Origin of the sequence: Amycolatopsis ponsaeliensis (assembly GCF_030182635.1) — a bacterium.
GTDB lineage: Bacteria > Actinomycetota > Actinomycetes > Mycobacteriales > Pseudonocardiaceae > Amycolatopsis > Amycolatopsis ponsaeliensis.
The window spans coordinates 50325-73669 of the sequence record NZ_JAPZLD010000054.1 but is presented as its reverse complement, the minus strand read 5'-3'; the positions used below and the strand labels follow the sequence as shown (position 1 = coordinate 73669).

The following is a 23345-nucleotide window of genomic DNA, read 5'->3' as shown; positions in this document are numbered from 1 at the left end:
AGAAAGGACCCGCGCTCATGCCTCGTGACGCCTCGCAGTGGCGGGAGCAGTCGCACGAAGTGGGCAACGCTCTCATCGACGTCGTGCCCCCGGGATGGCGGCGGATCGAACTGGTGAGCCGCCTCAACGTCGACGTCGAGGATTTCGTCCTGACGGTCCTGATGGAAGACGGCAGCCGGCCCGCGATCGCGGTGCCGGACGGGGTCGCGCCCGCGATCCGCGGCATGCGGAAGGCGTTCCACCAGCCGGAGGACGGCACCTGGTTCTCGATGCGGTACCTGCTGGACGCGCCGGGGCGCGTCCAGACACTGTTCAACCTCGACTGGGACCCGCGCTGGTCGCCCGCGATCGACCCGGCGGGCTGGGTGCGCGACCTCGACGCCTTCCCGCGGGAACCCGAGAACATCCAGCCGTGGCTGCGCACGCTGCTCGCCGGCGCCGGCCGCCCGGTGCCCGAGGACATCCCGGTCGCGCGGCCGGACGCGCCGCTGGATCCCGAGGGCCAGAACTGGTACTGGCAGCAGATCGGGAACATCGTCGCGATGTCCGTGCCGCCGGACTGGGCGCAGGTGATGCTGACCTACCGGGCGATCGGCGACCACGTCGAGCTGCCGGTGATGGTCCGGCGCGTCACCGACGGCGGGCTGTACCTCTGGGAGCCGCCGGCCGAAGTCGGCGAGCTGCTCGCCGAGCTGCGCGCCGGGATGTTCCGCGAAGGCCGCGGGACGTGGTTCCAGGTCGTCGCGCACATCGCGCTCAACTCGAGCGCCGAGTACACCTACACGTGGGACGACGAACCCTCCTGGGACGAGCCGCGCCCGGTCGACGAGTTCCCCCGTGAGCTCGCGCGGTTCCCGCGGACCGGCGAGGCGCTGCCGGGCTGGCTCGCCGAGGCAGTCGGCACGGCGGGCGCGGCGACGCTCGCCGGCGCGGCGGACCCCGAGGCCGCGGCCAAGGACGCCCTGCGCGCGGCCGAAGACGCCGCCGCCGAGCTCGAGATCGCCCCGGCCCGCTACCGCATCGGCGAGATCGCCGACGGCGCCTGGTGCCTGGTCCCCGAAGGCGACGGCTGGGCGGTGTTCTGGGCCCAGGGCGAAGACCGGCTGGAGCTCGCCACCTTCCCGAGCGCGGTGGCGGCCGTCCGCTACTTCACCGGGCACCTGTACCTGAACCGCGCCGCCTTCCGCGACGAGCTCCCACCGGACGCCAAGCGCGCCACGGCGGAGTGGCCCATCCAGCCCCTCGGCGGCGACGTCGGGTTGCAGATGTACGGCGGGAAGCGGCTGGTGACGCTGCCGCCGGGCACCGAGCTGGACCGCTACGGCGAACCGGCGGGCAACACGCTGTACGCGGCGCGGACCGAGTGGGAGAACCGGTCCGAACCCGCGGAGATCCGGGACTGGGCCTTCCACGTCTACCGCCTGCGGCGGCCGGTGCGGGCGCTGACCGGCACCGTCATCGCCTGGTACGACCAGCCCGGCGGCGGAACGGCCTACGTGCTCGAACGGTCCGTGGCCGACCTGCTGGCCGACGGCGCCCTCGAGGAGATCCCGCAGGCGACCACCCGGCCGCCCGAGCCGGGGCAGGGACGATGAGCACGCCACCGGGGCCGGACCAGCAGCACCAGCTCGTCGCGCAGATCGGCCAGGGACTGGCGTCGATGGCGCCGCCGGGCACGTGGCGGCAGGTCCGGACCGAGTACCGGGCGGTCGGCAGGCATATCGAGGCCGACGTCGTCGTCACCGGGCACGACGGCACGCCCCGCGCGGTGCAGCCCCCTCCCGACCTCCTCCAGCTGCTGGGCACGCTCCGCACGGGCATGTACCGGCCGGGCCTCGGGACCTGGGTGAGCGCGGTGGTGCTCGTCGACGCAGTCCAGGGCGTCAGCGCGGACTTCGTCGCCGACCGGGAGCCGCAGTGGCGGCGCACCCCGCCGCCGATCGGCTTCCAGGACGAGCTGCGGTTCTTCCCGCGCGCCGACGAGCACGTCCCGCCGTGGCTGCGTGAGCGTGCCGGGCTGACCCCGCCGGTTCCCGACGGCGAGGTCCGGACGCCGCGGATCCACGACGGCCTCGACGAGGCGGGCCGCCCGCTCATCCGCCGTCAGCAGCTCGCCCCGGCCGAAGCCGAACGCGTGCTCGCGTACCTCGACGCGGCGCCGGTCATCCTGGCTTCGCGCAGCAACGGCCCGGACGCGTTCGCGCCGGACCGCACGGACGCGGTGCCGATGAACTTCCGCACCGACGGCGCCTGGGCCTGGCCCGGCGCGGTGGCGTACTACCTGCGCGAGCACGGGGTGCCGCCGGACCCGGACCTGGTCGCCCACATCCGGGCCCGCCGCTTCACGGCACCACCGGAGGTCCCCGAGCCGGCGAAGGACCTGGCCCTCGCGGCGATCACCGGAGAAGCGCCTCAGACCACGGTGTAACCCGCGTTCGTCAGCGCGATCTCGAGGTCTTTGCAGTGCTCGGGACCGCGGGTTTCGAGCGCCAGGACGACGTCGGCCTCGCCGAGGTCGAGGCTGCCGGAGATCCGGGAGTGCTCGACGTCGAGGACGTTCGCGCCCAGTTCGCTCACACACGACAGCACGCCCACCAGCGACCCCGGGCGGTCCGGGACCCGCAGGTGCAGGCGCAGGTAGCGGCCACCCGCCGTCATGCCGTGCTGGATGATCTGCAGGAGCAGCACCGGGTCGACGTTGCCGCCCGAGAGGATCGCGACCACCGGCGGCTCGAAGATCCCCGGGTGCTGCAGCAGCGCCGCGACCGTCGCCGCGCCCGCCGGCTCCACCACCAGCTTGCGGCGTTCCAGGCAGAGCAGCACCGCGCGGGAAAGGGACTCCTCGGAGACCGTCACGACGTCGTCCACCAGCGACGCGACGTGCGCGAAGCTGACCGGGCCCGGCTCGCCGACCGCGATCCCGTCGGCCATCGTCGACGTCGAGCTCAGCCGGACCGGCGCGCCCTTGGCCAGCGACGGCGGGTACGCGGCCGCCTCTTCGGCCTGCACGCCGACGACGCGCACGTCCGGGCGCACCGCCTTCACCGCCGACGCGACCCCGCCGGCCAGCCCGCCGCCGCCGGTCGCGACCAGGATCGTCTTCACGCCCGGCACCTGCTCGAGGATCTCGAGGCCGACGGTGCCCTGGCCGGCGATGACGTCCGCGTGGTCGAAGGGGTGGATGAACACCGCGCCGGTCCGCTCACCGAACTCGATCGCCGCGGCGAGGGTCTCCTCCAGCAGCGCGCCGTGGAGGTGGACCTCGGCGCCGTACCCGCGGGTGGCGGCGAGCTTCGGCAGCGGCGCCCGCAGCGGCATGAAGACGGTGGACTTGGCCCCGAGCAGCGACGACGCGAGCGCGACGCCCTGCGCGTGGTTGCCGGCACTGGCCGCGACGACGCCGCGGTCGCGTTCGGCCTGGCTGAGGCCGTGGATGCGGGTGTAGGCGCCGCGGATCTTGAACGACCCCGTGCGCTGCAGGTTTTCGCACTTCAGGTGCACCGGACCGCCGTGGAGCCGGCGCAGGTCGCGCGCGTGCTCCATCGGCGTCACCCGGGTCACTCCGCGTAGGAGGTCCCGGGCGGCCTGGATCCGCTCGATGGTCACGAGTTCCATGGCCGGAGGTTATGCCACTCAGGAACTCCACAGGTTGACCGGACCGGGAGCCGGGTACCCTGGGCGTGTCAACACACGGTAAACAGGGAGCAACACATGGCACGGGGGAACGACTCGCACCGGGCGCGCGCCACCCGGTCCGCCGGGCTGGTTCCGCTCGTGATCGGGCTGGCCTCGGCCGCGGCGCTGACCGGAGCCGCGTACTTCACGGTGGACAGTGCTTCGTGCGGGTCCCCGGCCCAGTACATCCGCCACGACAGTCACGTCGAGCTGGTGGGCGGCTGCGTGGACGGCGCGAACCTACCGGTGACGGGCACCCCGAAGTCGGGTGGCGTCGTGCACGGCAACTACAACCCCTGATCTTCGGCACACGAAAACGGCGCCGGAGCTGCTCCGGCGCCGTTTTGCTGTGTCCGGGGGTCAGCCCAGGGCGGTCAGCAGGTCCGCGACCAGGTCACGGCCGTCCTCGATGCCGACCGACAGGCGCAGCAGGTCGGCCGGGACCTGCAGGGTCGAGCCCGCGGTGCTCGCGTGGGTCATCTTGCCCGGGTGCTCGATCAGCGACTCGATGCCGCCGAGCGACTCCGCCAGGATGAACAGCTTCGTGCGGGACGCGACCTCCAGCGCCGCCTGCTCGCCGTCCGCGTGGCTGAACGAGACCATCCCGCCGAAGCGGCGCATCTGCTTCGCCGCCGTCTCGTGGCCGGGGTGCTCCGGCAGGCCCGGGTAGTAGACCTTCGCGACCTTCGGGTGCTTGACCAGCGCCTGCACGACCAGCTCGGCGTTGTCGCTGTGGCGCTCCATGCGCAGGGCCAGCGTCTTGATGCCGCGCAGGGTCAGCCACGCGTCGAACGGCCCGGGCACCGCGCCCGCGGCGTTGCGCAGGTAGAACAGCTGCTCGCGCAGCTCGTCCTCGTTCGTGATCACCGCGCCGCCGACGACGTCGGAGTGGCCGCCGAGGTACTTCGTCGTCGAGTGCAGGACGATGTCCGCGCCCAGCGAGAGCGGGTTCTGCAGGTACGGCGTCGCGAAGGTGTTGTCGACCACCAGGCGGGCGCCGGCGTCGTGCGCGACCCCGGCCAGCGCCGCGATGTCGGCGATGCCGAGCATCGGGTTGGTCGGCGACTCGCACCAGATCAGCTTCGTCTCGGGCCGGATCGCGGCGCGGACCTCGTCGAGGTTCGCCAGGTCGGCGACGGTGTGCTCGACGCCCCACAGGCTGAGCACCTTGTCGATCAGGCGGAACGTGCCGCCGTACGCGTCGTTGCCGAGCACCAGGTGGTCACCGGGGCGCAGGGTACTGCGCAGCACCACGTCGGAGGCCGCCATGCCGGACGCGTAGGCCAGCGCGTGCCGGCCGCCTTCCAGCGAGGCCAGCGCCTCCTCCAGCGCCGAGCGGGTCGGGTTCGCGGTGCGCGAGTACTCGTAGTCGCCCTCGCGGGTCCCGCCCACGCCGTCCTGCGCGTAGGTCGAAGTCTGGTAGATCGGCACGATCACCGCGCCGGTGCGGGGGTCTGGCTTCTGACCGGCGTGGATCGCGCGAGTCTCGAATCCCAGTACGGAGTAGTCGTCCACCATGGGCTAAGCGTACGGCGAGGCCCTGACATTCCCGTCAGGTGGGACAGATCTCAATGCCGCACCACCGGGCGGCGGGCGCGGACACCGCGAGCAGCAGCGTGGCCAGGGCCGGCGGCGCCACCAGGGCCAGCGCGGTCAGCCCGCCCATCGCCAGGTCGCCGGGACCGCCGAAGTCGGCGAAGGTGAGCCCCGCGGCCGCGAGGATGGCCGACGTCAGCGTCGCGAGCAACGCCGCCGAACTCCCGGCGATGCAGCCGATCCGGCCGATCGGCTGCCGGCGCAGCAGCAGGACGCCGCCGGGCAGCAGCGTCGAGGCGAGCACGACGTCGACCGCGGCGTGGACGCCGACACGGCCGGCATCATCGGGGAACCGCGCGAGCGCGACGACGTCCAGGACGAGCCCGGCCAGGTAGAGCAGCCCGCCGAGCAGAGCGAGCACCGCGGCGGCGAGCGCCGTCCGGCCTTCGGTTCGGGTCACGGCTGCCGAGGATACGGTCGATCACCGCCGGTGACCGGCGCGGGTCACCAGCCCCGGGACGAGTAGGCCTCCTGGCCGGCCCACATCGGCACGGACGGGGTGCGGTAGCGCAGGTAGCGGAAGGTCGGCGGCAGCAGCGCCAGGATCAGCACCAGCACCGCCAGGCCGGCCAGGCCCACCCGGTCCACCATCGCGAACCCGCCGTGGGTGAACATCGCGTCCGCGAACCGGGCCAGCGGCACGCCCACCGACAGCGGCTCCATCAGCAGCGCGCCGATGGCCAGCAGGGCACCCAGGCCGAGCAGGATCGCGCCCGCCGTCGCGCGGAACAGCGTCGTCAGCGCGCCCAGCAGGAGCACGAGCCCGGCACCGAGGTAGGCGGCGAGGTCCACGAGCACCCAGCCCGGCAGGGCACCGAGGCTGAATTCGGCGGGCATGTCGAGAAAGATCCGGACCGGCACATATCCCGCGGCGACGGCGGCGGCCAGTCCGAGCAAGCCGGCGAGGATAGCCGTTACTCCGGACGGCCGAGTCGATGAATACGAATGCGAACGCGACACCGGATATCCGCGTGGACCGGTCACAACTCCCCCATCAGCAGAGCACGGGACTACGGCGTTCACCCTAGTCGGGAAAGGGGGAAGTGACTCCGAAAGAGAACGGAATTCGGCCGGACGGCGGAACCCAAGATCATTTTCCTGCGGTAGCGGCAGAAATGCTGTCACGAGATCCGGATGACCTACGATACCGCGCATTTGTCCATTTGAGACAATTGCTGATCAGGTCGTAAATGCACCGTGCCCCGGAGCCGAATGGGCTCCGGGGCACGATTTGGTGTACTAGTTCACCACTGCTGTTGCTGCGGCGGCTGGCCGGGCTGGCCGAACCCGCCGCTCGGCGGGCCCTGCTGGCCCGGGGGCTGGCCCCAGCCCTGCGGCGGCTGGCCCGGCTGCTGCGGGTAGCCCTGCGGCTGGCCGTACCCGCCCTGCTGCGGCGGCTGGCCCGGCTGCGGGAAGCCCCCGCTCGACGGCTGCGGGAACCCGCCACTGGACGGGTTGGGTCCGCCCGGCTGGCCGTAGCCCGGAGGCTGGCCGTAACCCTGGCCCGGCTGCCCCGGCTGGCCGAAGCCACCCTGCTGCTGGCCGAACCCGCCCGGCTGACCGGGCTGCCCCGGCTGACCGAACCCGCCCGGCTGCTGCGGGCCACCGAAACCGCCCTGCGGCGGTCCGCCGAAGCCCTGCGGCCCGCCCGGCGCGGCACTGCCGGCACCGAGGCCGACGAACTGCTGCGTCGCCGGGATGAACCCGAGCACACCCACGATCAGGATCAGCACGCCGAGGATCAGCGGCGGGAGCCCGAGGCCGAAGGTGCTCCGCTCGGAAGCGGAGGCCTGCGCGAGCGTCGCGGCGTTCGGCGTCATCCCGATCTTGAGCAGCAACGCGAAGACCGTGAGCAGCGCGCCGCCCGCGACGATCGCGATCGGGACGAACTTCTTGAGCCCGCCCAGCTTGCCCGCGAGCGCCAGCCCGACGCCACCGGCGAGGGAGACCAGCGCGCCCACCAGGATCATGACCACGTAGAACCAGACCAGGCCCGGGCCGATGATCCCGGCCTCGTCGAGCACCTTGTCGATCGCCGCCTGGTCCGGCGCGAGGTCGAAGATCTTCGAGTAGTCGCTCGCGTCGCCCATGTAGTTGAAGGCGATGATCAGCGCGACCAGGCCCAGGAGGGCGACGACGCCGCCGGCGATGTAGCCGAACAGGCCGCCGTTGCCCCCGGCCGACGGTCCGCCGAACTGCGGCGGCTGACCGCCGAAGCCGGGCTGCTGGGGGCCGCCGAACCCGGGACCGCCGAAGCCCTGCGGCGGCTGGCCGGGCTGCCCCGGCTGGCCGAAGCCCGGCTGCTGGCCGTACCCGCCCGACTGACCGGGCTGACCCGGCTGGCCGAAGCCACCCTGCTGGCCGTAACCGCCCGGCTGCTGGCCGAACGCCGCGGCCGGGTTGTCGGCCGCGCTCGGCGGCGGGGTGTACGGGATCGCCGGCGGCTGGGAACCCGGCGGGACCAGCTGCGTGGAGTCCGCGATCGGGGCGTCGCCGCCGCCGACCGGGTTCACCATCTGCGTCGCGTTCGCGTCGACCGGCGGCATCGCCTGGGTCGCGCCCGCCCCGCCGTCACCCGGGTAGCCCGGCTGGACGACCTGCGTCGGTTCGGGCGTCTCCCCGAACGGGGAACCGCCCTGGGGCTGGGCGGGCTGCACGACCTGGGTCGGTTCCGGGCTGCCGAACGGGTTGTCCTGCTGCGGCTGGGGGCCACTCGGCGGGCCCTGAGGTGGCTGGCCGCCACCCCACGGCTGGTTCGGTGGCTGCGGTGCACTCATGTGGGTCTTGAACCCCCTTGACGAGGACGCGAAAGTGTTCTATTTGCCGCTCACGCTATCGGATCACCCGGCAGGGCGCTCGTAACGCCCCGGCCGGGTGCGCCGATTAGGTATTTTCACAGCTCCTGTTCAGCGGCCGGCGAGGAAGCCCAGGAGGTCGTGGCGGGTGACGACCCCGGCCGGCTTGCCGTCGACCAGCACGAGCGCACCGTCGGCGCCCTCGAGCGCCGTCATCGCGGCACTCACCTGCTCACCACCGCCGATGGTCGGCAGCGGCGGGGACATGTGCCGGTCGAGCCGGTCGGCCAGCTGGGCCTTGCCGGTGAACAGCGCCTCGAGCAGGTCACGCTCGTTGACCGCGCCGACGACCTCGGCGGCCATCACCGGCGGCTCCGCGCTGACCACGGGCATCTGGCTGACGCCGAACTCGGCCAGGATCGCGATGGCCTCGGCGACCGTCTCGTTGGGGTGCGAGTGCACGAGGTTGGGCAGCGAGCCGCTCTTCTTCGTGAGCACGTCGGCGACCGTCGCGCCCGAGGAGTCGGGCGGCAGGAAGCCGTAGGAGGACATCCAGGTGTCGTTGAACACCTTCGTCAGGTAGCCGCGGCCACCGTCGGGCAGCAGCACGACCACGACGTCGTCCTCGGTGAGCCGCTCGGCGAGCTTCAGCGCGGCGGCGACGGCCATCCCGCAGGAGCCGCCGACCAGCAGGCCCTCCTCCAGCGCGAGCCGGCGGGTGACCTGGAAGGAGTCGGCGTCGGAGACCGGGATGATCTCGTCGGCGATGTTCCGGTCGTAGGTCTCCGGCCAGAAGTCCTCGCCGACGCCCTCGACCAGGTACGGGCGGCCGCTGCCGCCGGAGTAGACCGAGCCCTCCGGGTCGGCGCCGACCACGAGCACGCGGCCGTCGCTGACCTCCTTGAGGTACTTGCCGGTGCCGGAGATCGTGCCGCCGGTGCCGACGCCCGCGACGAAGTGGGTGATCTTCCCGTCGGTCTGCTTCCACAGCTCGGGGCCGGTGGAGAGGTAGTGGCTCTCCGGGTTCTGCGCGTTGGCGTACTGGTTGGGCTTCCAGGCGCCGTCGATCTCGCGGACCAGGCGGTCGGAGACGTTGTAGTAGGAGTCCGGGTGCTCGGGCGCCACCGCGGTCGGGCACACCACGACGCGGGCGCCGTAGGCCTTCAGGACGTTGCGCTTGTCTTCGCTGACCTTGTCCGGGCAGACGAAGACGCACTGGTAGCCCTTGCGCTGCGCGACCATGGCCAGCCCGACACCGGTGTTGCCGGACGTCGGTTCCACGATCGTGCCGCCGGGGCGCAGCTCGCCGGAGCGTTCGGCCGCCTCGATCATGCGCAGCGCGATCCGGTCCTTGACCGAGCCACCCGGGTTCAGGTACTCGACCTTGGCCAGCACGAGCGGCTTGAGCCCCTTGGTCAACGAGTTCAGCTTGACCAGCGGGGTGTTGCCCACGAGGTCTGCGATGTGCTCTGCGTACTCCACGACCGCCAGCCTAAACGGCCGACCGGTGGCGTTGTCCACTCGTGGCGGACCAGGCCCCGGGGGCCTCCGGGTGCGCGTCGGTGATCACGGGCCGCGAGCGCGAGGTCGGACCGCCCGGGGGAGACCGCCGGCAGCCACCAAGCTGCTCGTCTACCCCGGTACCGGCCCGAGGGCCGCCGCACGCTGAGCCGTCATCCCGTCCCGGAGGTTCGGCCCGGCGCCGATCGCGGTAGGGCACCCCATCCGAAGAGCCAAGGAAGCGGCCCACCCAAGTACCATCGCCAGTTCACCTCCTGCGTCAGGAATGGCGACCTTGTATTGCTGCGACGATCCTATCGGCCTTCCGGTTGCCCCGGATCGGCCTTTCGTGTCAATTGTGATCGCCCCGTCCGGTCGGCGATCGGGCGTTCTTCCCAGTCTTGTGGCCAGGTCCGCCGGAAGCCGCCCTGCGCCTCGGCGCCGGCGAGCCGGGCGGCGGACTTCGTGCCGAAATCGGCCGGACCTGCGAAAACGGCGCCGTTGAAGCTGTCGCGATCGCCACCGAAGACGGTTCCGCGAAAATCGACGCGGCCGGCGAAGTGCGCTTGGTTGAAATCCGCTTTGGTGCGGAATTCGGTGCCGCGGAAGGAAGCGAGTTCGAGAAACCGGGTTTCGAAGCACACGATCGACCGGATCGAACAGTGGGTGAGGTTCAGCCCGACGAGCGTCGCCCCGGAGAAGTCGAGGTCGACGTCCGGCCAGAAGTCCCCGCTCGGCTGTTCCCCGGAGCCGGGGCGCAGGTGCAGCATCAGGATGCGCTGCGCGGTCTTGCGGACCTGCAGCTCCTCGGCGTTCTTCGCGGAGTGCTTGAAGGGCATCCGCAGGTAGGCGCAGAGGACGTTGACGATGGTCTGCCGGTGCTCGGCGTACCCGCCGGCCAGCCGCTCCAGGGAGTACAGCCCGGCGAGGCGGACCGGGGCCTTGTCGCTGCCGAGCTGGTCGGCGGCCTTGCCGTAGATCTCGGTGATCCGGCGCTCGGTGGCGTCGTGGTCCTTCTGCGCGAGGTCCAGCTCGGCCGACCGCTGCCGGCGCGCGGCGAGCAGCAGCGCGGCGGCGCCCCCGGTGCCGACGACGATGGTGGCGGCCGTCCGCAGCGCGTCGAGCCGGGCGACGTCCTGCGGCCGTCCGCCGCCCAGGAGCGTCAGCAGCAGCGCGGCGGCGACCCCGGCCACGACCAGCAGCCCGGCGCCCCACAGCAGGATGGTCCTGGTCCGCAGCACTCGCTCCAGCCGGTTCACCACCGGAGTGATCCTGCCAGTCCCCGGAGAAGCTCACACCGTCTTCGGCTTTCTCCCCGGCGCGGTACACGGCACTATGGTGAGCAACCGCTTAGCCGCTTAGCTCGCGATACGAGGATGTGTCACGTCATGCCTGAAGCCGTCATCGTCTCCACCGCTCGCTCGCCGATCGGCCGCGCCGGGAAGGGCTCGCTGGTCAGCATGCGGCCCGACGACCTGACCGTGCAGATGATCCAGGCGGCACTGGCCAAGGTGCCGCAGCTCGACCCCGCCGACATCGACGACCTGATGCTGGGCTGCGGCCTGCCGGGCGGCGAGTCCGGGTTCAACATGGGCCGTGCGGTCGCCGTCGAGCTCGGCTACGACCACCTGCCCGGCTGCACCATCACCCGCTACTGCTCGTCCAGCTTGCAGACCACCCGGATGGCGTTCCACGCGATCAAGGCCGGCGAGGGCGACGTCTTCATCTCGGCCGGCGTCGAGACCGTCTCGCGGTTCGCCAAGGGCAGCTCGGACTCGTGGCCGGACACGCACAACCCGCTGTTCGCCGACGCCGAGAAGCGGACGGCGGCGACCGCCGAGTCCGGCACCGACAGCTGGAGCGACCCGCGGTCCGCCGGGGACGTCCCGGACGTCTACATCGCGATGGGCCAGACGGCCGAGAACCTGGCGCGGCTGAAGGGCGTCACGCGCGAGGACATGGACGAGTTCGGCGTCCGCTCGCAGAACCTGGCCGAGAAGGCCATCGCCGACGGTTTCTGGGCCAAGGACATCACCCCGGTGACCCTCCCGGACGGCACGGTCGTCTCGAAGGACGACGGCCCCCGCGCCGGAGTGACGGTCGAGGGCGTCGCGGGGCTCAAGCCGGTGTTCCGCCCGGACGGCCGCGTGACAGCGGGCAACTGCTGCGCGCTCAACGACGGCGCGGCGGCGCTGGTCATCATGTCCGACGTGAAGGCGCGTGAGCTGGGCCTGACGCCGCTGGCCCGGATCGTGTCGACGGGCGTGACGGGTCTTTCGCCGGAGATCATGGGCTACGGGCCGGTGGAGGCGTCCAAGCAGGCGCTGTCCCGCGCGGGCCTGTCGATCGGCGACATCGACCTGGTCGAGATCAACGAGGCGTTCGCGGCGCAGGTGATCCCGTCGTACCGCGACCTGGGCATCGACCTGGACCGCCTGAACGTCAACGGCGGCGCGATCGCGGTGGGCCACCCGTTCGGCATGACGGGCGCGCGCATCACGTCGACGCTGATCAACTCGCTGCAGCACCACGACAAGCAGTTCGGCCTGGAGACGATGTGCGTCGGCGGCGGCCAGGGCATGGCGCTGATCATCGAGCGCCTTTCCTGATCGCCTGACGACGAGGGCCGCCACCGGCATCCGGTGGCGGCCTTCGCTGTGTTCAGAGAGTCGACACGCGTGATTCGGAGGTCGACACGCGTGATTGAAGGGTCGACACGGCGAATCCCGGCCGGCCGAGCCGTGTCGACTCCCTGATCACGCGTGTCGACCCTCCAGTCACGCGTGTCGACCCTTCGATCACACCGCGGAGGGTCGGCTCGCGTGCCTGGAGGGTCGGCTTGCGTGCCTGGGCGGTCGGTTAGTGGACCATCACCGGGGGTGTGATCTCGTCGCCGTCTTCCGAGACCGCCGGGGTTGCCGGGCGGGACTTCGGCAGGAACAACGCCGGGATCACGCACAGCACCACCAGGACCAGCGACCACACGAACGTCGTCGAGAACGCGTCGGCCGCCAAGCCTGTCGCGGCGGAATGCGTAGCCGGGTTCAGGATCGCCGCCGTCGCCGCCAGCTGGCCCTGGGCCGTCGGGACGCCGAACTTGCCCGCCAGCAGGGCCGCCAGGATCGTCGCCATCACCGCCGAGCCGATCGCGCCCGCCGTCTGCTGGACGATGTTCGTCGCCGTCGATGCGCGAGCCATGTCCTTCGGCTGCAGCGTCTGCAACGCCGACGTCGTGATCGGCATCATCGTGCAGCCCATGCCCAGGCCCATCACGAACAGCGCAGACAGCAGGACCCAGTACGGCGTGGTCGCGGTGACCTGGGTCAGCATCGCCATCGAACCGACCAGCAGCACCATGCCCGGCAGCACGATCTTGCGCGCGCCCACCTTGTCGGCAAGGCGGCCGGTGATCGGCATCATGATCATCGCGCCGAAGCCCTGCGGGGCCAGCAGCAGCCCCGCGTGCAGCGTCGTTTCGCCGCGCACCAGCAGGAAGTACGTCGGCAGCAGCATCATCCCGCCGAGGAACGCGACGAAGAACAACGACATCGTCACCATCGCGATCGTGAACGACCGGTTCTTGAACAGCCGCAGGTCCACCAGCGGGTTCGGCACGCGCAGCGCGCGCACCACGAACGCGACCAGCAGCACCACGCCGGCCAGCACCGGCAGCCACACCTCGACCGCGCCGAACCCGCCCGCCGACGGGACCTTCGAGACGCCGAAGATCAGCGCCGCCAGCCCCGGCGACACCATCAGCATGCCCACGAAGTCGAAGCGCCCGGTGGCTTCCGGCTCGTCCTTCGGCAGCAGCCGCCACGACAGCAGCAGCGTGACGACGCCGATCGGCACGTTGATGAAGAAGATCCAGCGCCAGCTCACCGCGTCGACCAGCCAGCCGCCCAGGATCGGGCCGCCGATCGGGCCGAGCAGCATCGGCACGCCCAGCACCGCCATCACGCGCCCGATCCGCTGCGGGCCGGCCGCGCGGGTCAGGATCGTCATGCCGCACGGCATCAGCATGCCGCCGCCGAAGCCCTGCAGGACGCGGAAGACGATCAGCGTTTCGATGTTCCAGGCCGCCCCCGCGAGCATCGAGCCCGCCAGGAACAACACGATCGCGAGCATGTAGAGCCGCTTGGTGCCGAAGCGGTCGGACGCCCAGCCGGTGACCGGGATCACGGTCGCCAGCGCCAGCAGGTAGCCCGTGGCGACCCACTGGATGACGTCGAACGACGTCGAGAACTCGATCGTCAGCTTCTGCAGCGCGACGTTGACGACCGTGGTGTCCAGGATCGCCATGATGGCGCCCAGGACGACCACGGAGGCCACCTTCAGGACACCGGCGTCGAGCGCGTCACCGTTCGGCGCCGAGCCGGTTCTTTGCGTAGTCATAAGGAAGAGGTCCCCCAGGTTCGTGGATTCGTCCGCGAGAGTACCGGGGGACCCCGACAAAAAGCTCAGCAGATGCTGTCCGTCGGCACCGGGTTGGCCAGCCCGAACAGCGGCCGCAGCTTCAGCCCGATCCACGTGCCGCCGAGCGCGAACACGCCCCACAGCCAGCCGTGCAGGCTGCCGGTGGAGATGCCGCCGAGGTACGCGCCGATGTTGCAGCCACCCGCCATGCGCGCGCCGACGCCCATCATGATCCCGCCGAGGATCGCGGCGACGGCCGTGCGCCACGGGATCGAGCTGTGGATCTTCCACGCGCCCGCGGCCGCGGCGGCCACCGCCGCGCCGATCATGATCCCGATGTCGGTGAGGCTGTTCTTGTCCTTCCAGATCGGGTTGGCCAGCGACGTCGCGTTGGACTTCTGCTGCCAGAACTCCCACGACTCCGGGTGCAGCCCGAACACCTGCAGGATCTTGGCTCCCCACAAGGAGAACGCGCTCGTGACGCCCCAGATCCCGCCGGACACCAGGAACACCGCGCCGGCCAGCACACCCAGTACGACGGCGCCGGCGAGCACCGGCCACGAACCGCGGAAGATCCGCGCGAAGCCGTGCGCGGTCGGGACGGCGTCCACCGGCGGCGGCGTGCGGCGGCGCTGCACCACGCGGGTGACCAGCACGATCCCGGCGAGCACGGCGATCGTGATCGCCCACGAGCCGAACCAGCCGACGTGGTCGGCCAGCAGCACGCCCTTGAGCTCGGGCCAGCCGCTCAGCGCCGGGTACGCCCACGTGTAGAGCACGGACCCGGTGATGAACCCGCCCAGCGTCAGGACGATCGTCGACTGGCCCGACCCGACCGCGAACAGCGTGCCGGACGCGCACGCGCCGCCGAGCTGCATGCCGATCGCGAAGAGCGTCGCGCCGACGAAGAGGGCGAGCCCGAGCGGGCTGGCCGTCGGCGCCGGCTTGCTCCCGAAGAGCCCGACACCGGTGCCGGCGATGAGCGCGATCAGCGTCGCGGCCGTGCCGAGCAGGAGGGTGTGGGCGCGCAGGCCCTGGCCGTTGCCGACGGCGATCAGCTGCCGCCACGCCGACGTGAAGCCGAACCGCGAGTGGAACAGTGCCAGCCCGAGGCCCAGGCCGAGCAGCAGCAGGACGCCGAACTTGACGCCGTAGCTCGCCCAGACGTACCAGGTCAGGCCGGCCGCGAGGACGCCCGCGACGGCCAGCGGGACCGCGCGGACGGGTTCCTCCGGCTGCGGGACGGGCGCGGCGCAGGAGGTGGGGAAGTCGAGGAACTTCTTTTCACCGGCAGGGGATTCGGTCGTCGCCACCAGTACTCCAGGCTCGGGCGGGAAGGACGACCCAAGTTAGGTCCGATGATCGCTTTTCCGCAGCTCGTCGCACAGTGTGGGACGAACGGAGCAATCCGGGTGCCCCTGAACGCGCCGAAGGCCTCCTCGCGAGACTCACGAGAAGGCCTTCGACGGGCTGGGTGCCGCTAGTTCGTCTTGACGCACATCGTCGTCGGCGGCTGCGGGTAGATCGCGACGCGCGTGGCGTCGGTGCCCTCGCAGACGCTGTCGCTCGCCTGGCCCTCGACGACCTTCACGAGCTCGGCGTCCTTCGTCGGGTCGCTGCAGGGAACCTTCTGGTAGCCCTTGGTCTGCGACGAGAAGTTCGCCAGGCAGTCGCCCTGCTTCGCGTTGATCATCAGGCACAGCTTGTACGAGCTGCGGCCGCTGACCGAGTAGGTGTCGTAGCCGGAGTCGGAACCACCGGGGCAGTCGTCGCTCGAGCTGTCGAGCTTGGCGGCGATCTTGACGTTGGCCTTCGGGTCGTTGCAGTCGGCCTTCGCCGGGTCGTCCCCGCCCCGGGTGAACTCGGTGATCGAGAGGCAGTCACCGACGTTGGAGCTGGCCGGCGAGTTGCCGAAGGCCACGATCCCGGCGATCACGACGCCGATGAGCACGACGAGGCCGATGCCGAGGCCGATGAACCGGCCGGCCTTCGACTTCTTCGGCGGGGCCGGCGGCGCGGGCGGGAAGCCGGGCTGGCCGGGCGGCGGCGGGTACTGGCCCGGCGGCGGGCCGTACTGGCCGGGCTGGCCCTGCGGCGGAGTGCCGGGAGGCGGGCCGTACTGACCCGGCTGGCCGTACTGCTGCTGGCCGCCCGGAGGCGGCCCGTAGGGATCGGGCTGACCCACCGGCTGCTGGCCCCCGGGGGCCGGAGGGGGAACGCTCACTGTGAACCTCACACATGTGAAATTGAGAACCGACCCGGACATCAAACACGCAGGGTGAGCACGATCGACACCGGGGTCCCCGTATGCACGAATTACCCACAGAAAAGGCGCCCCGTTGATTACGGAGCGCCTTCACTGGGAAACTGTGAGCCAGGTTACTCGCGGAGGTAGGACAGCAGCCGCAGGATCTCCAGGTACAGCCAGACGAGCGTCGTCATCAGGCCGAACGCGGTGTACCAGGCCCACTTCGACGGCATGCCCTCGCGGATCATCCGGTCGGCCTGGTCGAAGTCGAGCAGGAAGCTGAAGGCCGCGATGCCGATGCAGAGGATGCTGAAGGCGATGGCGAGCGGGCCGCCGTCGCGCAGCGGGTTGAAGCCGAAGGCGAACGTGCTGATCAGGTTGAACAGCATCAGGATCGCGACGCCGACGACGGCCCCGACGATCCACTTGGTCAGCTTCGGCGTCACCTTGACCGCGCCGGTCTTGTAGACGACCAGCATGCCGATGAAGACACCGACGGTGCCGATGATCGCCTGCAGCGCGATGCCCGGGTAGATCACCTCGAACACGCCGCTCACCGCGCCGAGGAAGAGACCTTCGGCGGCCGAATAGACGAGCGTCAGCGGACCGCTCGGCTTCCGGCGGAAGATGATCACCAGCGAGATGACGAGCCCGACGATCAGGCCGCCGAGCATCGCGCCGATCAGGGCCGGCGAGAGCCGGCCGGTCCCCTCCAGCTCGCTCTGGGCCCAGATCGCGGTCACGATCCCGACGAGCAGCGCGACGCCGAGGCTCATGCCGGTCTTGACGACGACGTCGTCGACGGTCATCGGCCGGTCGTCGTCGCCGGAGGTGACCTGCCCGGGTCCGTACCCGGGCACGCCGCCCTGGGTCTGGTTGAAGCCCACCGGGGGCCCGTACTGCCCGTGAGTCTGGGTTCCGCCGCGGGGCAGGTTGCGGAACGCCGGGTTGCTACTGGAACGCACCTGATCCTCCTGGATCTGCTGCTTCGTGGATCGACGCTGCATCGGGTTCAACGACCGCCGGGTACGTGCGGTTCCCGTCGAGTAAAGGCGACTTTACTCGACGGCAGGCCCGTGGCCACGGCAGACACGGTATGCGACCGAGATCACGACCGTTCGGCGACCGCCACCCGAAGGGCGGTAGACAGTCCAGCCCCTCCGGCGCGACGCTCACCTGGCGTGCCCGGTCGTTCACCGTACGCGCGTCGGGGAGTTGATCAATCGTGTGACCTGCGGCGACGCCGTTGTCGTCGCCGCGCGTCCGACGAAGGAGCCTACACACCATGAGGTGGTCGACACGCCCGCGCGCGGGCGTCCGCGCGCTCACCGGCCTGGTCGCCGCGGCCTTGCTCGGCGCGCTTTCCGTGACCGTCGGCGCCCCCGCCGCGTCCGCCGCGAGCCAGGAAGGCATCGGCCACGCGGTCGAGCCCGGCCAGGCGGGCACCGGCGGCCGCAACTGGCTGGGGTCCTACGTCGTCGGCGGGCAGCAGGTCTTCTGCGTGAGCTTCCAGCTGAAGGCGCCGGACACCGACGAGGTGTACAAGCCGGGCGACGAACTGCTGACGAAGTGGGGCACGAAGCTCCCCGCCGACCAGGCGGCGAACATCTCGTACCTGCTGCTGCGCTACGGCGACACGAAGAAGCCGGACGAGGCCGCGGCGCTGGCGCACCTGCTGCACTCCTGGACGTCGGCGCCGCGCACCCCCGCGGACCTCGACGCGTCGCTGCCCGCCGCGAAGCTCGGCTACGACGCGCCGTTCCACCTGAAGGGCCTGCCCGCGGGCGCCCAGGCCGCCGTCGAAAAGCTGAAGACCGAGGCCGAGGCCAACCGCGGACCGTGGACGGCGTCGGTGACCACCCCCGAAGGCGACCAGCACCTCGGCGAGCCCGCCGAGTGGACGGTCACCGTGAAGAACGCCAAGGGCAAGGGCGTCCCGGACGTCCCGGTGAAGCTGACGGCGACCGCCGCGACGGTCGGCGAGGACGCCGCCGCCACCGCGGGGAACGCGAGCCCGCAGGCCGCCGCGAAGGACGTCACGCTCAAGACGGCCGCCGACGGCACGGTGCGGGTGAAGCTGACCCCGGCCGGCGAGCAGCCGAAACTGCTGGCGTCGCTGGCCGCGCCGGCCGACCGCCCGTACGTGCGGGCGCCGGTCGACACCGCGAAGCAGCGCGTCGTCTCCACCGGCGGCGAGAAGGAGCTGACGGCACAGGGCGTCGTCGCGCTCACCAAGCCGGGGCAGGTGAAGGTGACGAAGACCGACGCGAACACGGGCAAGGGCGTCGGCGGCGCGGTCCTGCGGATCACGGGCAAGGACAAGACGTCGGCGGCGCTGGGCCAGGACGGCAAGCCGCTCACCGGCGCCGACGGGAAGCCCACGGTCGTCACCACCGACGGCGCGACCGGCGGCGTGACGGTCGAGAACCTCCGCGCGCCACAGGAGATCTGCGTCGTGGAGGCCGGCCCGCCGCCGGGGTACACGAACGCGTACGACCCGAGGAACCCGCCGTCGGCGTGCGGCACGGTGAAGCCGGGCGAGACGCTCGCGTTGACGGTGGTGAACAAGCCGAACGAGGTCCCGCGCGCGATCCCGGCGGGCGACGCACCGGTCGTCCAGGCGCGGGGCACGGTCGAGACGAGCTATTCGGTGCCGGGGCTGGCCGGGCTCGGCCTGCTGGTGCTGCTGGGCTCCGGTCTGGTCGGCTTCGCCGCGCGGCGGGCCACGCGCAGGTAGTCCGGGATGGCAGGCAACGACTGGCAGGACGACAGCTGGTTCGTCGACGAGTGGCGAGGCGGCGACCGGCAGAGCGGTGACGACGGGCAGCTGGGCGCCACCCGGCGGGCCGGCGATCACCGGTGGGCCGGCGACGACGCGCAGCCCGGCGGCAACCGGCGGGGCACCGACTGGCAGCGCGGCACTGACTGGCAAGCCGCCGAAGCCTGGCCGAGCGGCGACGACCGGCAACCCGGTGATCACCGGCAGCCCGGCACCGACTGGCAAACCGCCGACCCCTGGCAGAGCAGCCGCCGAAACCGAACTGCGTCGAAGGCGGGCCGCACCCGCTTGATCGCCGGCTTCGCGCTCGGTGCGGCCACGGTGCTCGCGGTCCAGTTCGGCAGCACCGTGGTCACCTCACCGCCGGTCGCCGTCGTGGCCGGCACCGCGCTGCCCGCCGCGGGTGCCGCCGCTCCGGCGGCCCGGCCGTCCACTCCCGCGCCACCACCGCCGGTCACGACGAGCGCCGCGCCGGCCGCGCGGACCTCGACCGCGCCGCCGCCACCTCCGCCACCGCAGAAACCCGGGACCGTCCGGCTGCCCGCCGGCGGCACCGCCGCACTGGTGCGCAAGGACCTCGGCCCCGGCGGCGAGCTGCCGATCCCGAACGACCTCGGCCAGGCGACGTGGTGGGGCGCCGGGCTCGACGCCGCCGGCGGGGCGAGCGTCTTCGCCGGGCACGTGAACTGGCGGGGCGCCACCGGGCCGTTCGCCGAGCTCTGGAACGCCGAGATCGGCGCTGCCGTGACCATTGTGGACAGTGCGGGCAAGACCTGGCGCTACCGGATCTCCCAGCTGGTCACGGTGCACAAGGACGACCTGCCCGCGCGGGCCGACGACCTCTTCGGCCAGTCCGGCCCGCACCGCGTCGTCCTGGTCACCTGCGGGGGCCGCTGGGTCGGCGGTTCGGACGGCTACGAGGAGAACCGCGTCGTCGTCGCGGACCCCGCATAAGTTACCCGTGAGTAACTTCACTTCGCCGCAAGGTGGTCACTGACGGCCCTATGCAGCAGAATGCCCAGGGTCAGGGATGCGGGCGAGAGGTGTGAAGACGATGGCGACGTTCTTGGTGACCGGGGCGACCGGACTGATCGGGCGCCAGTTCACCCGCTTGCTGCTCTCCCGCCCCGACGACGACCGCGTCGCGCTCATCGTGCGCGCGTCGAGCAAGGCGAAGCTGGCCGCGCTGGTCGACCAGTGGCCGCACTCCGACCGCGTCACGCTGGTCACCGGCGATCTCGGCGAGCCGCTGCTCGGCGTGTCCGAAGCGGACCGCGACGAGCTGCGCGGCAGCGTCGACCACGTCGTGCACCTGGCCGCGCTCTACGACCTCACCGCCGACGACGAAGAAAGCATCAAGGCCAATGTGGACGGCACGCGCGCGGTCGTCGGCCTCGCCGCCGACCTGCGCGCCGGGTGCCTGCACCACGTGTCTTCGGTGGCCGTCGCGGGCGACCACGAAGGCGTTTTCACGGAGGAGATGTTCGACGCCGGGCAGCGGCTGGTCACGCCGTACCACCGGACCAAGTTCGAGGCCGAGAAGATCGTCCGCGAGCAGGACGAGGTGCCGTGGCGGGTGTACCGCCCCGCGGTCGTCGTCGGGCACTCCGAGACCGGCGAGATGGACAAGATCGACGGCCCGTACTACCTCTTCCCCGCGATCAACCGGCTCGCCGGCCTGCCGGACGTCCTGCCGATCGTCGGCCCCGACCTCGGCGACACCAACATCGTGCCGGTCGACTACGTCGCCAAGGCGCTGCTGGAGCTGGTCGTCAAGCCCGGCCTCGACGGCCACGCCTTCCACCTGGTCAACCCCGAGCCGCAGCCGGTCGTGTCCGTGTACAACGCCTTCGCGAAGGCCGCGGGCGCGCCGACGATCAGCGTGCAGCTCGGCGAAGGCCTCTCCAAGCGGATCGTCGGGCTGGTCAAGCTGACCGAGCACATCCCCGGCGTCACCATCGCCCGCGACGCAGTCATGGAGCGGTTCGGCATCCCGCCGGTGCTACTGGAGACCATGGCGTTCCCGTCGGTGTTCTCCTCGGCCGAGACGCGCAAGGCGCTGGCCGGCAACGTCGAGGTCCCCCGGCTGGAGGAGTACGCGCCGACGCTGTGGCGCTACTGGCGCGAGCACCTCGACCCGTTCCGCGCGCGCAAGCACGGCCCGCGCGGCGAGCTGGACGGCCGCCGCGTGATCATCACCGGCGCGTCTTCCGGCATCGGGCGGGCGACGGCTTTGAAGGTGGCGGCCGCGGGCGGCGTCCCGCTGCTCGTCGCGCGCCGGCAGCACGAGCTGGAAGAGGTCCGCGACGAGATCGTCGCCGCCGGCGGCACGGCGTCGGTGTACCCGGCCGACCTGACCGACGAGGACTCGGTGCACAAGGCCGTCGACGCGATGCTGGCCGAGCACGGCCGGATCGACATGCTGGTCAACAACGCCGGCCGGTCGATCCGCCGGTCGATCAAGCTGTCGTACGACCGGATGCACGACTACGAGCGCGCGATGGCGATCAACTACTTCGGCGCGGTCCGGCTGATCCTCGCGGTGCTGCCGCACATGTCGGAGCGGAAGTTCGGGCACATCGTGAACGTGTCGTCGATCGGCGTCCAGGGCATCGCGCCGCGCTTCTCGGCGTACGCGGCGTCGAAGGCGGCGCTGGACTACTTCTCGCGGATCGCGGCGACCGAGACGCACGGCGACGGGATCACGTTCACCACCATCCACATGCCGCTCGTGCGCACGCCGATGATCCGCCCGACGAAGATCTACGACGCCTTCCCGACGAAGTCGCCGGAACAGGCCGCCGACATGGTGCTCAAGGCTTTGGTCGAACGGCCGAAGCACATCGGCACCCCGGCCGGGCAGGCGATCGGGCTGGCGTACACGCTCACGCCGGGCCTCACCGACGCCGTCGCGTACCAGGGTTTCCGGATCTTCCCGGATTCGACCGCGGCGGGCGGTTCGGGCGAGCTCAAGATCGGGCGTGGCGAGAAACACCTCTCACGTGCGGCGATGGCGCTCGCCCGGCTTTCGCGTGGCTTTCACTGGTGACGCTGCGTTTCCGGGGTGCGTCCATTCCGGCGACGCGCCGCCAGGACGGCGACACGTGTTGGTGATTTGTTAAGCCGACCGGCGTAAGCGCACTGTGCCCGGGTACGGTCGGGCGCATGGTTCCTGAGCGCGACCCCGCCGCAACCGCCCTCAACGGCCTTCTCCCCCTTCGTCGTGAATACACGCAGGCCTGGCACGGCTTCGACCGCAACGAAGTCCGGCAGTACCTCGACCACGTCGAGGCCCAGCTGCGCCGCGTGCTCAGCGACCGCGACGCCGCCGTGGCGCAGGCCACCGCCGCGACCCGCGAGGCCGAGTCGATCAGGTCGCAGGTGGCTTCGCTGGAAGCGCGCATCGAGGAGCTGAAGAAACCGCCGGAGCGGCTCGAGGACCTCGACGAGCGGATGCAGCGGACGGTCACGCTCGCGCAGGCCCGCGCGGACGAGATCATCAAGCGCGCCGAGGCCGCCGCGGAGAAGACGTGGGCGGGCTCGACCGAGGCGTCGACGAAGCTGCGCGAGCGGTACACGAAGCTCGTCGCGGAGCTGGACAAGCAGGCCGACCTGCTGCACTCGGAGCACGAAAACGCGCTTTCCGAGACGCGCGCGGAGGTGCAGCGGCTGACCGTCGAGGCGGGCCAGCGGCGCGAGCTGCTGGACAACGAGGCCGAGCGGAAGCGCCGGAAGCTCGAGCGCGAGTTCGAGTCGTCCCAGGCGGCCCAGAAGGCGGCGCTGGAGAAGCACGTCGCCGACCAGCGCACGGCGAGCAAGAACCAGGCCGAGCGCCGGCTCGCGGAGGCGACGGCGGAGGCCAAGCGCCGGCTCGACGAGGCCACGGCGGAGGCCCGGCGCCGGCTCGACGAGGCGACGACCCAGGCGGCCCAGCGCACGACGGCGGCCAACCGCAAGGTCGAGCGGCTGGCGGAGATCCGCGAGCAGGCCCGCAAGAGCCTGGCGGCGGCGGAGGACATCCTCAACCGCAGCGAGACGCAGCTGGCGACGCTGCCGGAGGAAGCTGTGATCCCCCAGGCGTCCAAGCTGGTGGGCGGCGACTCGGCGGTGGACTCCCCGACGACGCCGTCGGCCCCGGTGGTGCCGGTGGTCCAGCCGTCGATCCCGGCTTCGGCGAAGCAGGCGGTGAAGGCCGCGGCGCCCAAGCCCGTCCAGGCCGCGAAGCCGGCCAACGCCCCCAAGCAGAACGGCCCGGCGACCAAGCCGGCGAACGGGAACGGAAACGGCGTGAAGCCGCTCTCGCCGACGGCGAGCAAGCCGGGTTCCTGAGCCAACA

The 23345-nt window shown here is 71.5% G+C and carries 19 protein-coding genes; 8 read left to right on the top strand and 11 right to left on the bottom strand.

Annotation, left to right across the window (positions count from 1 at the left end):
- Positions 1–17: 17 nt before the first annotated feature.
- Together QQ657_RS47820 and QQ657_RS47815 are read left to right on the top strand one after the other, a co-directional pair.
- A complete protein-coding gene (locus QQ657_RS47820; RefSeq protein WP_284749079.1) occupies positions 18–1595 on the top strand; it encodes a TNT domain-containing protein in 1578 nt (525 codons plus the stop codon).
- Positions 1592–2428, top strand: a complete 837-nt coding sequence (locus tag QQ657_RS47815; RefSeq protein WP_284749078.1) for a ferredoxin — start codon at positions 1592–1594, stop codon at positions 2426–2428. Before QQ657_RS47820 ends, QQ657_RS47815 begins: the two co-directional genes overlap by 4 nt.
- On the opposite strand, the gene ilvA is transcribed toward QQ657_RS47815, so the two are convergent.
- Positions 2413–3615 carry a threonine ammonia-lyase gene (gene ilvA / locus QQ657_RS47810; RefSeq protein WP_284749077.1) on the bottom strand — a complete coding sequence of 401 codons (1203 nt, stop codon included), beginning with the start codon at positions 3613–3615 and terminating at the stop codon, positions 2413–2415. The two genes, QQ657_RS47815 and ilvA, sit on opposite strands and share 16 nt — an antisense overlap.
- A gap of 96 nt (positions 3616–3711) precedes the next feature.
- Between ilvA and QQ657_RS47805 the strand changes: the two genes are divergently transcribed.
- Positions 3712–3975 (top strand): hypothetical protein, encoded by a 264-nt coding sequence (locus QQ657_RS47805; RefSeq protein WP_284749076.1) that lies wholly within the window; start codon positions 3712–3714, stop codon positions 3973–3975.
- 60 nt (positions 3976–4035) lie between these two features.
- Here QQ657_RS47805 and QQ657_RS47800 read toward each other — a convergent pair whose 3' ends face one another.
- The 6 genes from QQ657_RS47800 to QQ657_RS47775 form a co-directional block, all read right to left on the bottom strand.
- Positions 4036–5193: a cystathionine gamma-synthase gene (locus QQ657_RS47800; protein WP_284749075.1), complete on the bottom strand. Its 1158-nt coding sequence runs from the start codon at positions 5191–5193 to the stop codon at positions 4036–4038.
- Between the two features lie 34 nt (positions 5194–5227).
- Positions 5228–5671: a hypothetical protein gene (locus QQ657_RS47795; RefSeq protein ID WP_284749074.1), complete on the bottom strand. Its 444-nt coding sequence runs from the start codon at positions 5669–5671 to the stop codon at positions 5228–5230.
- Positions 5672–5715: 44 nt separating this feature from the next.
- A complete protein-coding gene (locus QQ657_RS47790; protein ID WP_284749073.1) occupies positions 5716–6168 on the bottom strand; it encodes a hypothetical protein in 453 nt (150 codons plus the stop codon).
- A gap of 347 nt (positions 6169–6515) precedes the next feature.
- Positions 6516–8048 carry a hypothetical protein gene (locus QQ657_RS47785; RefSeq protein ID WP_284749072.1) on the bottom strand — a complete coding sequence of 511 codons (1533 nt, stop codon included), beginning with the start codon at positions 8046–8048 and terminating at the stop codon, positions 6516–6518.
- Between the two features lie 129 nt (positions 8049–8177).
- Entirely contained in the window at positions 8178–9548 is a 1371-nt protein-coding gene (locus QQ657_RS47780) for a cystathionine beta-synthase (RefSeq protein ID WP_284749071.1), read from the bottom strand.
- A 332-nt stretch (positions 9549–9880) separates the two neighbouring features.
- Positions 9881–10828 carry a pentapeptide repeat-containing protein gene (locus QQ657_RS47775; RefSeq protein WP_284749070.1) on the bottom strand — a complete coding sequence of 316 codons (948 nt, stop codon included), beginning with the start codon at positions 10826–10828 and terminating at the stop codon, positions 9881–9883.
- Positions 10829–10954: 126 nt separating this feature from the next.
- Between QQ657_RS47775 and QQ657_RS47770 the strand changes: the two genes are divergently transcribed.
- Positions 10955–12175, top strand: a complete 1221-nt coding sequence (locus tag QQ657_RS47770) for an acetyl-CoA C-acetyltransferase (protein ID WP_284749069.1) — start codon at positions 10955–10957, stop codon at positions 12173–12175.
- Between the two features lie 250 nt (positions 12176–12425).
- On the opposite strand, the gene QQ657_RS47765 is transcribed toward QQ657_RS47770, so the two are convergent.
- From QQ657_RS47765 to QQ657_RS47750, 4 genes are all read right to left on the bottom strand, one after another.
- A complete protein-coding gene (locus QQ657_RS47765; RefSeq protein ID WP_284749068.1) occupies positions 12426–13961 on the bottom strand; it encodes a DHA2 family efflux MFS transporter permease subunit in 1536 nt (511 codons plus the stop codon).
- Positions 13962–14026: 65 nt separating this feature from the next.
- Positions 14027–15295 carry a YeeE/YedE family protein gene (locus tag QQ657_RS47760; protein WP_284749067.1) on the bottom strand — a complete coding sequence of 423 codons (1269 nt, stop codon included), beginning with the start codon at positions 15293–15295 and terminating at the stop codon, positions 14027–14029.
- 167 nt (positions 15296–15462) lie between these two features.
- The gene (locus tag QQ657_RS47755; RefSeq protein WP_434056856.1) at positions 15463–16167 is read right to left on the bottom strand and encodes an LppU/SCO3897 family protein; all 705 of its coding nucleotides are present in this window, start codon (positions 16165–16167) and stop codon (positions 15463–15465) included.
- Between the two features lie 194 nt (positions 16168–16361).
- Positions 16362–17195, bottom strand: coding sequence for a Bax inhibitor-1/YccA family protein (locus QQ657_RS47750; RefSeq protein ID WP_284749065.1), 834 nt, complete (start codon positions 17193–17195; stop codon positions 16362–16364).
- A gap of 320 nt (positions 17196–17515) precedes the next feature.
- Here QQ657_RS47750 and QQ657_RS47745 point away from each other — a divergent pair, with 320 nt between their 5' ends.
- From QQ657_RS47745 to QQ657_RS47730, 4 genes are all read left to right on the top strand, one after another.
- On the top strand, positions 17516–18967 hold the full coding sequence (locus QQ657_RS47745; protein ID WP_284749064.1) for a collagen binding domain-containing protein: 1452 nt from the start codon (positions 17516–17518) through the stop codon (positions 18965–18967).
- Between the two features lie 330 nt (positions 18968–19297).
- Positions 19298–19963, top strand: a complete 666-nt coding sequence (locus QQ657_RS47740) for a class F sortase (protein ID WP_284749087.1) — start codon at positions 19298–19300, stop codon at positions 19961–19963.
- A 100-nt stretch (positions 19964–20063) separates the two neighbouring features.
- Positions 20064–22058, top strand: a complete 1995-nt coding sequence (locus tag QQ657_RS47735; protein WP_284749063.1) for an SDR family oxidoreductase — start codon at positions 20064–20066, stop codon at positions 22056–22058.
- Between the two features lie 116 nt (positions 22059–22174).
- Positions 22175–23338: a coiled-coil domain-containing protein gene (locus QQ657_RS47730; protein ID WP_284749062.1), complete on the top strand. Its 1164-nt coding sequence runs from the start codon at positions 22175–22177 to the stop codon at positions 23336–23338.
- Positions 23339–23345 lie beyond the last annotated feature (7 nt).

Bases quoted from the DNA above. Each gene is read 5' to 3' on its own strand.
- QQ657_RS47785 (WP_284749072.1), bottom strand. From the start codon at position 8,048: ATGAGTGCACCGCAGCCACCGAACCAGCCGTGGGGTGGCGGCCAGCCA.
- QQ657_RS47815 (WP_284749078.1), top strand. From the start codon at position 1,592: ATGAGCACGCCACCGGGGCCGGACCAGCAGCACCAGCTCGTCGCGCAG.
- QQ657_RS47800 (WP_284749075.1), bottom strand. From the start codon at position 5,193: ATGGTGGACGACTACTCCGTACTGGGATTCGAGACTCGCGCGATCCAC.
- QQ657_RS47745 (WP_284749064.1), top strand. From the start codon at position 17,516: ATGAGGTGGTCGACACGCCCGCGCGCGGGCGTCCGCGCGCTCACCGGC.
- QQ657_RS47805 (WP_284749076.1), top strand. From the start codon at position 3,712: ATGGCACGGGGGAACGACTCGCACCGGGCGCGCGCCACCCGGTCCGCC.
- QQ657_RS47820 (WP_284749079.1), top strand. From the start codon at position 18: ATGCCTCGTGACGCCTCGCAGTGGCGGGAGCAGTCGCACGAAGTGGGC.
- QQ657_RS47770 (WP_284749069.1), top strand. From the start codon at position 10,955: ATGCCTGAAGCCGTCATCGTCTCCACCGCTCGCTCGCCGATCGGCCGC.
- QQ657_RS47730 (WP_284749062.1), top strand. From the start codon at position 22,175: ATGGTTCCTGAGCGCGACCCCGCCGCAACCGCCCTCAACGGCCTTCTC.
- QQ657_RS47765 (WP_284749068.1), bottom strand. From the start codon at position 13,961: ATGACTACGCAAAGAACCGGCTCGGCGCCGAACGGTGACGCGCTCGAC.
- ilvA (WP_284749077.1), bottom strand. From the start codon at position 3,615: ATGGAACTCGTGACCATCGAGCGGATCCAGGCCGCCCGGGACCTCCTA.
- QQ657_RS47735 (WP_284749063.1), top strand. From the start codon at position 20,064: ATGGCGACGTTCTTGGTGACCGGGGCGACCGGACTGATCGGGCGCCAG.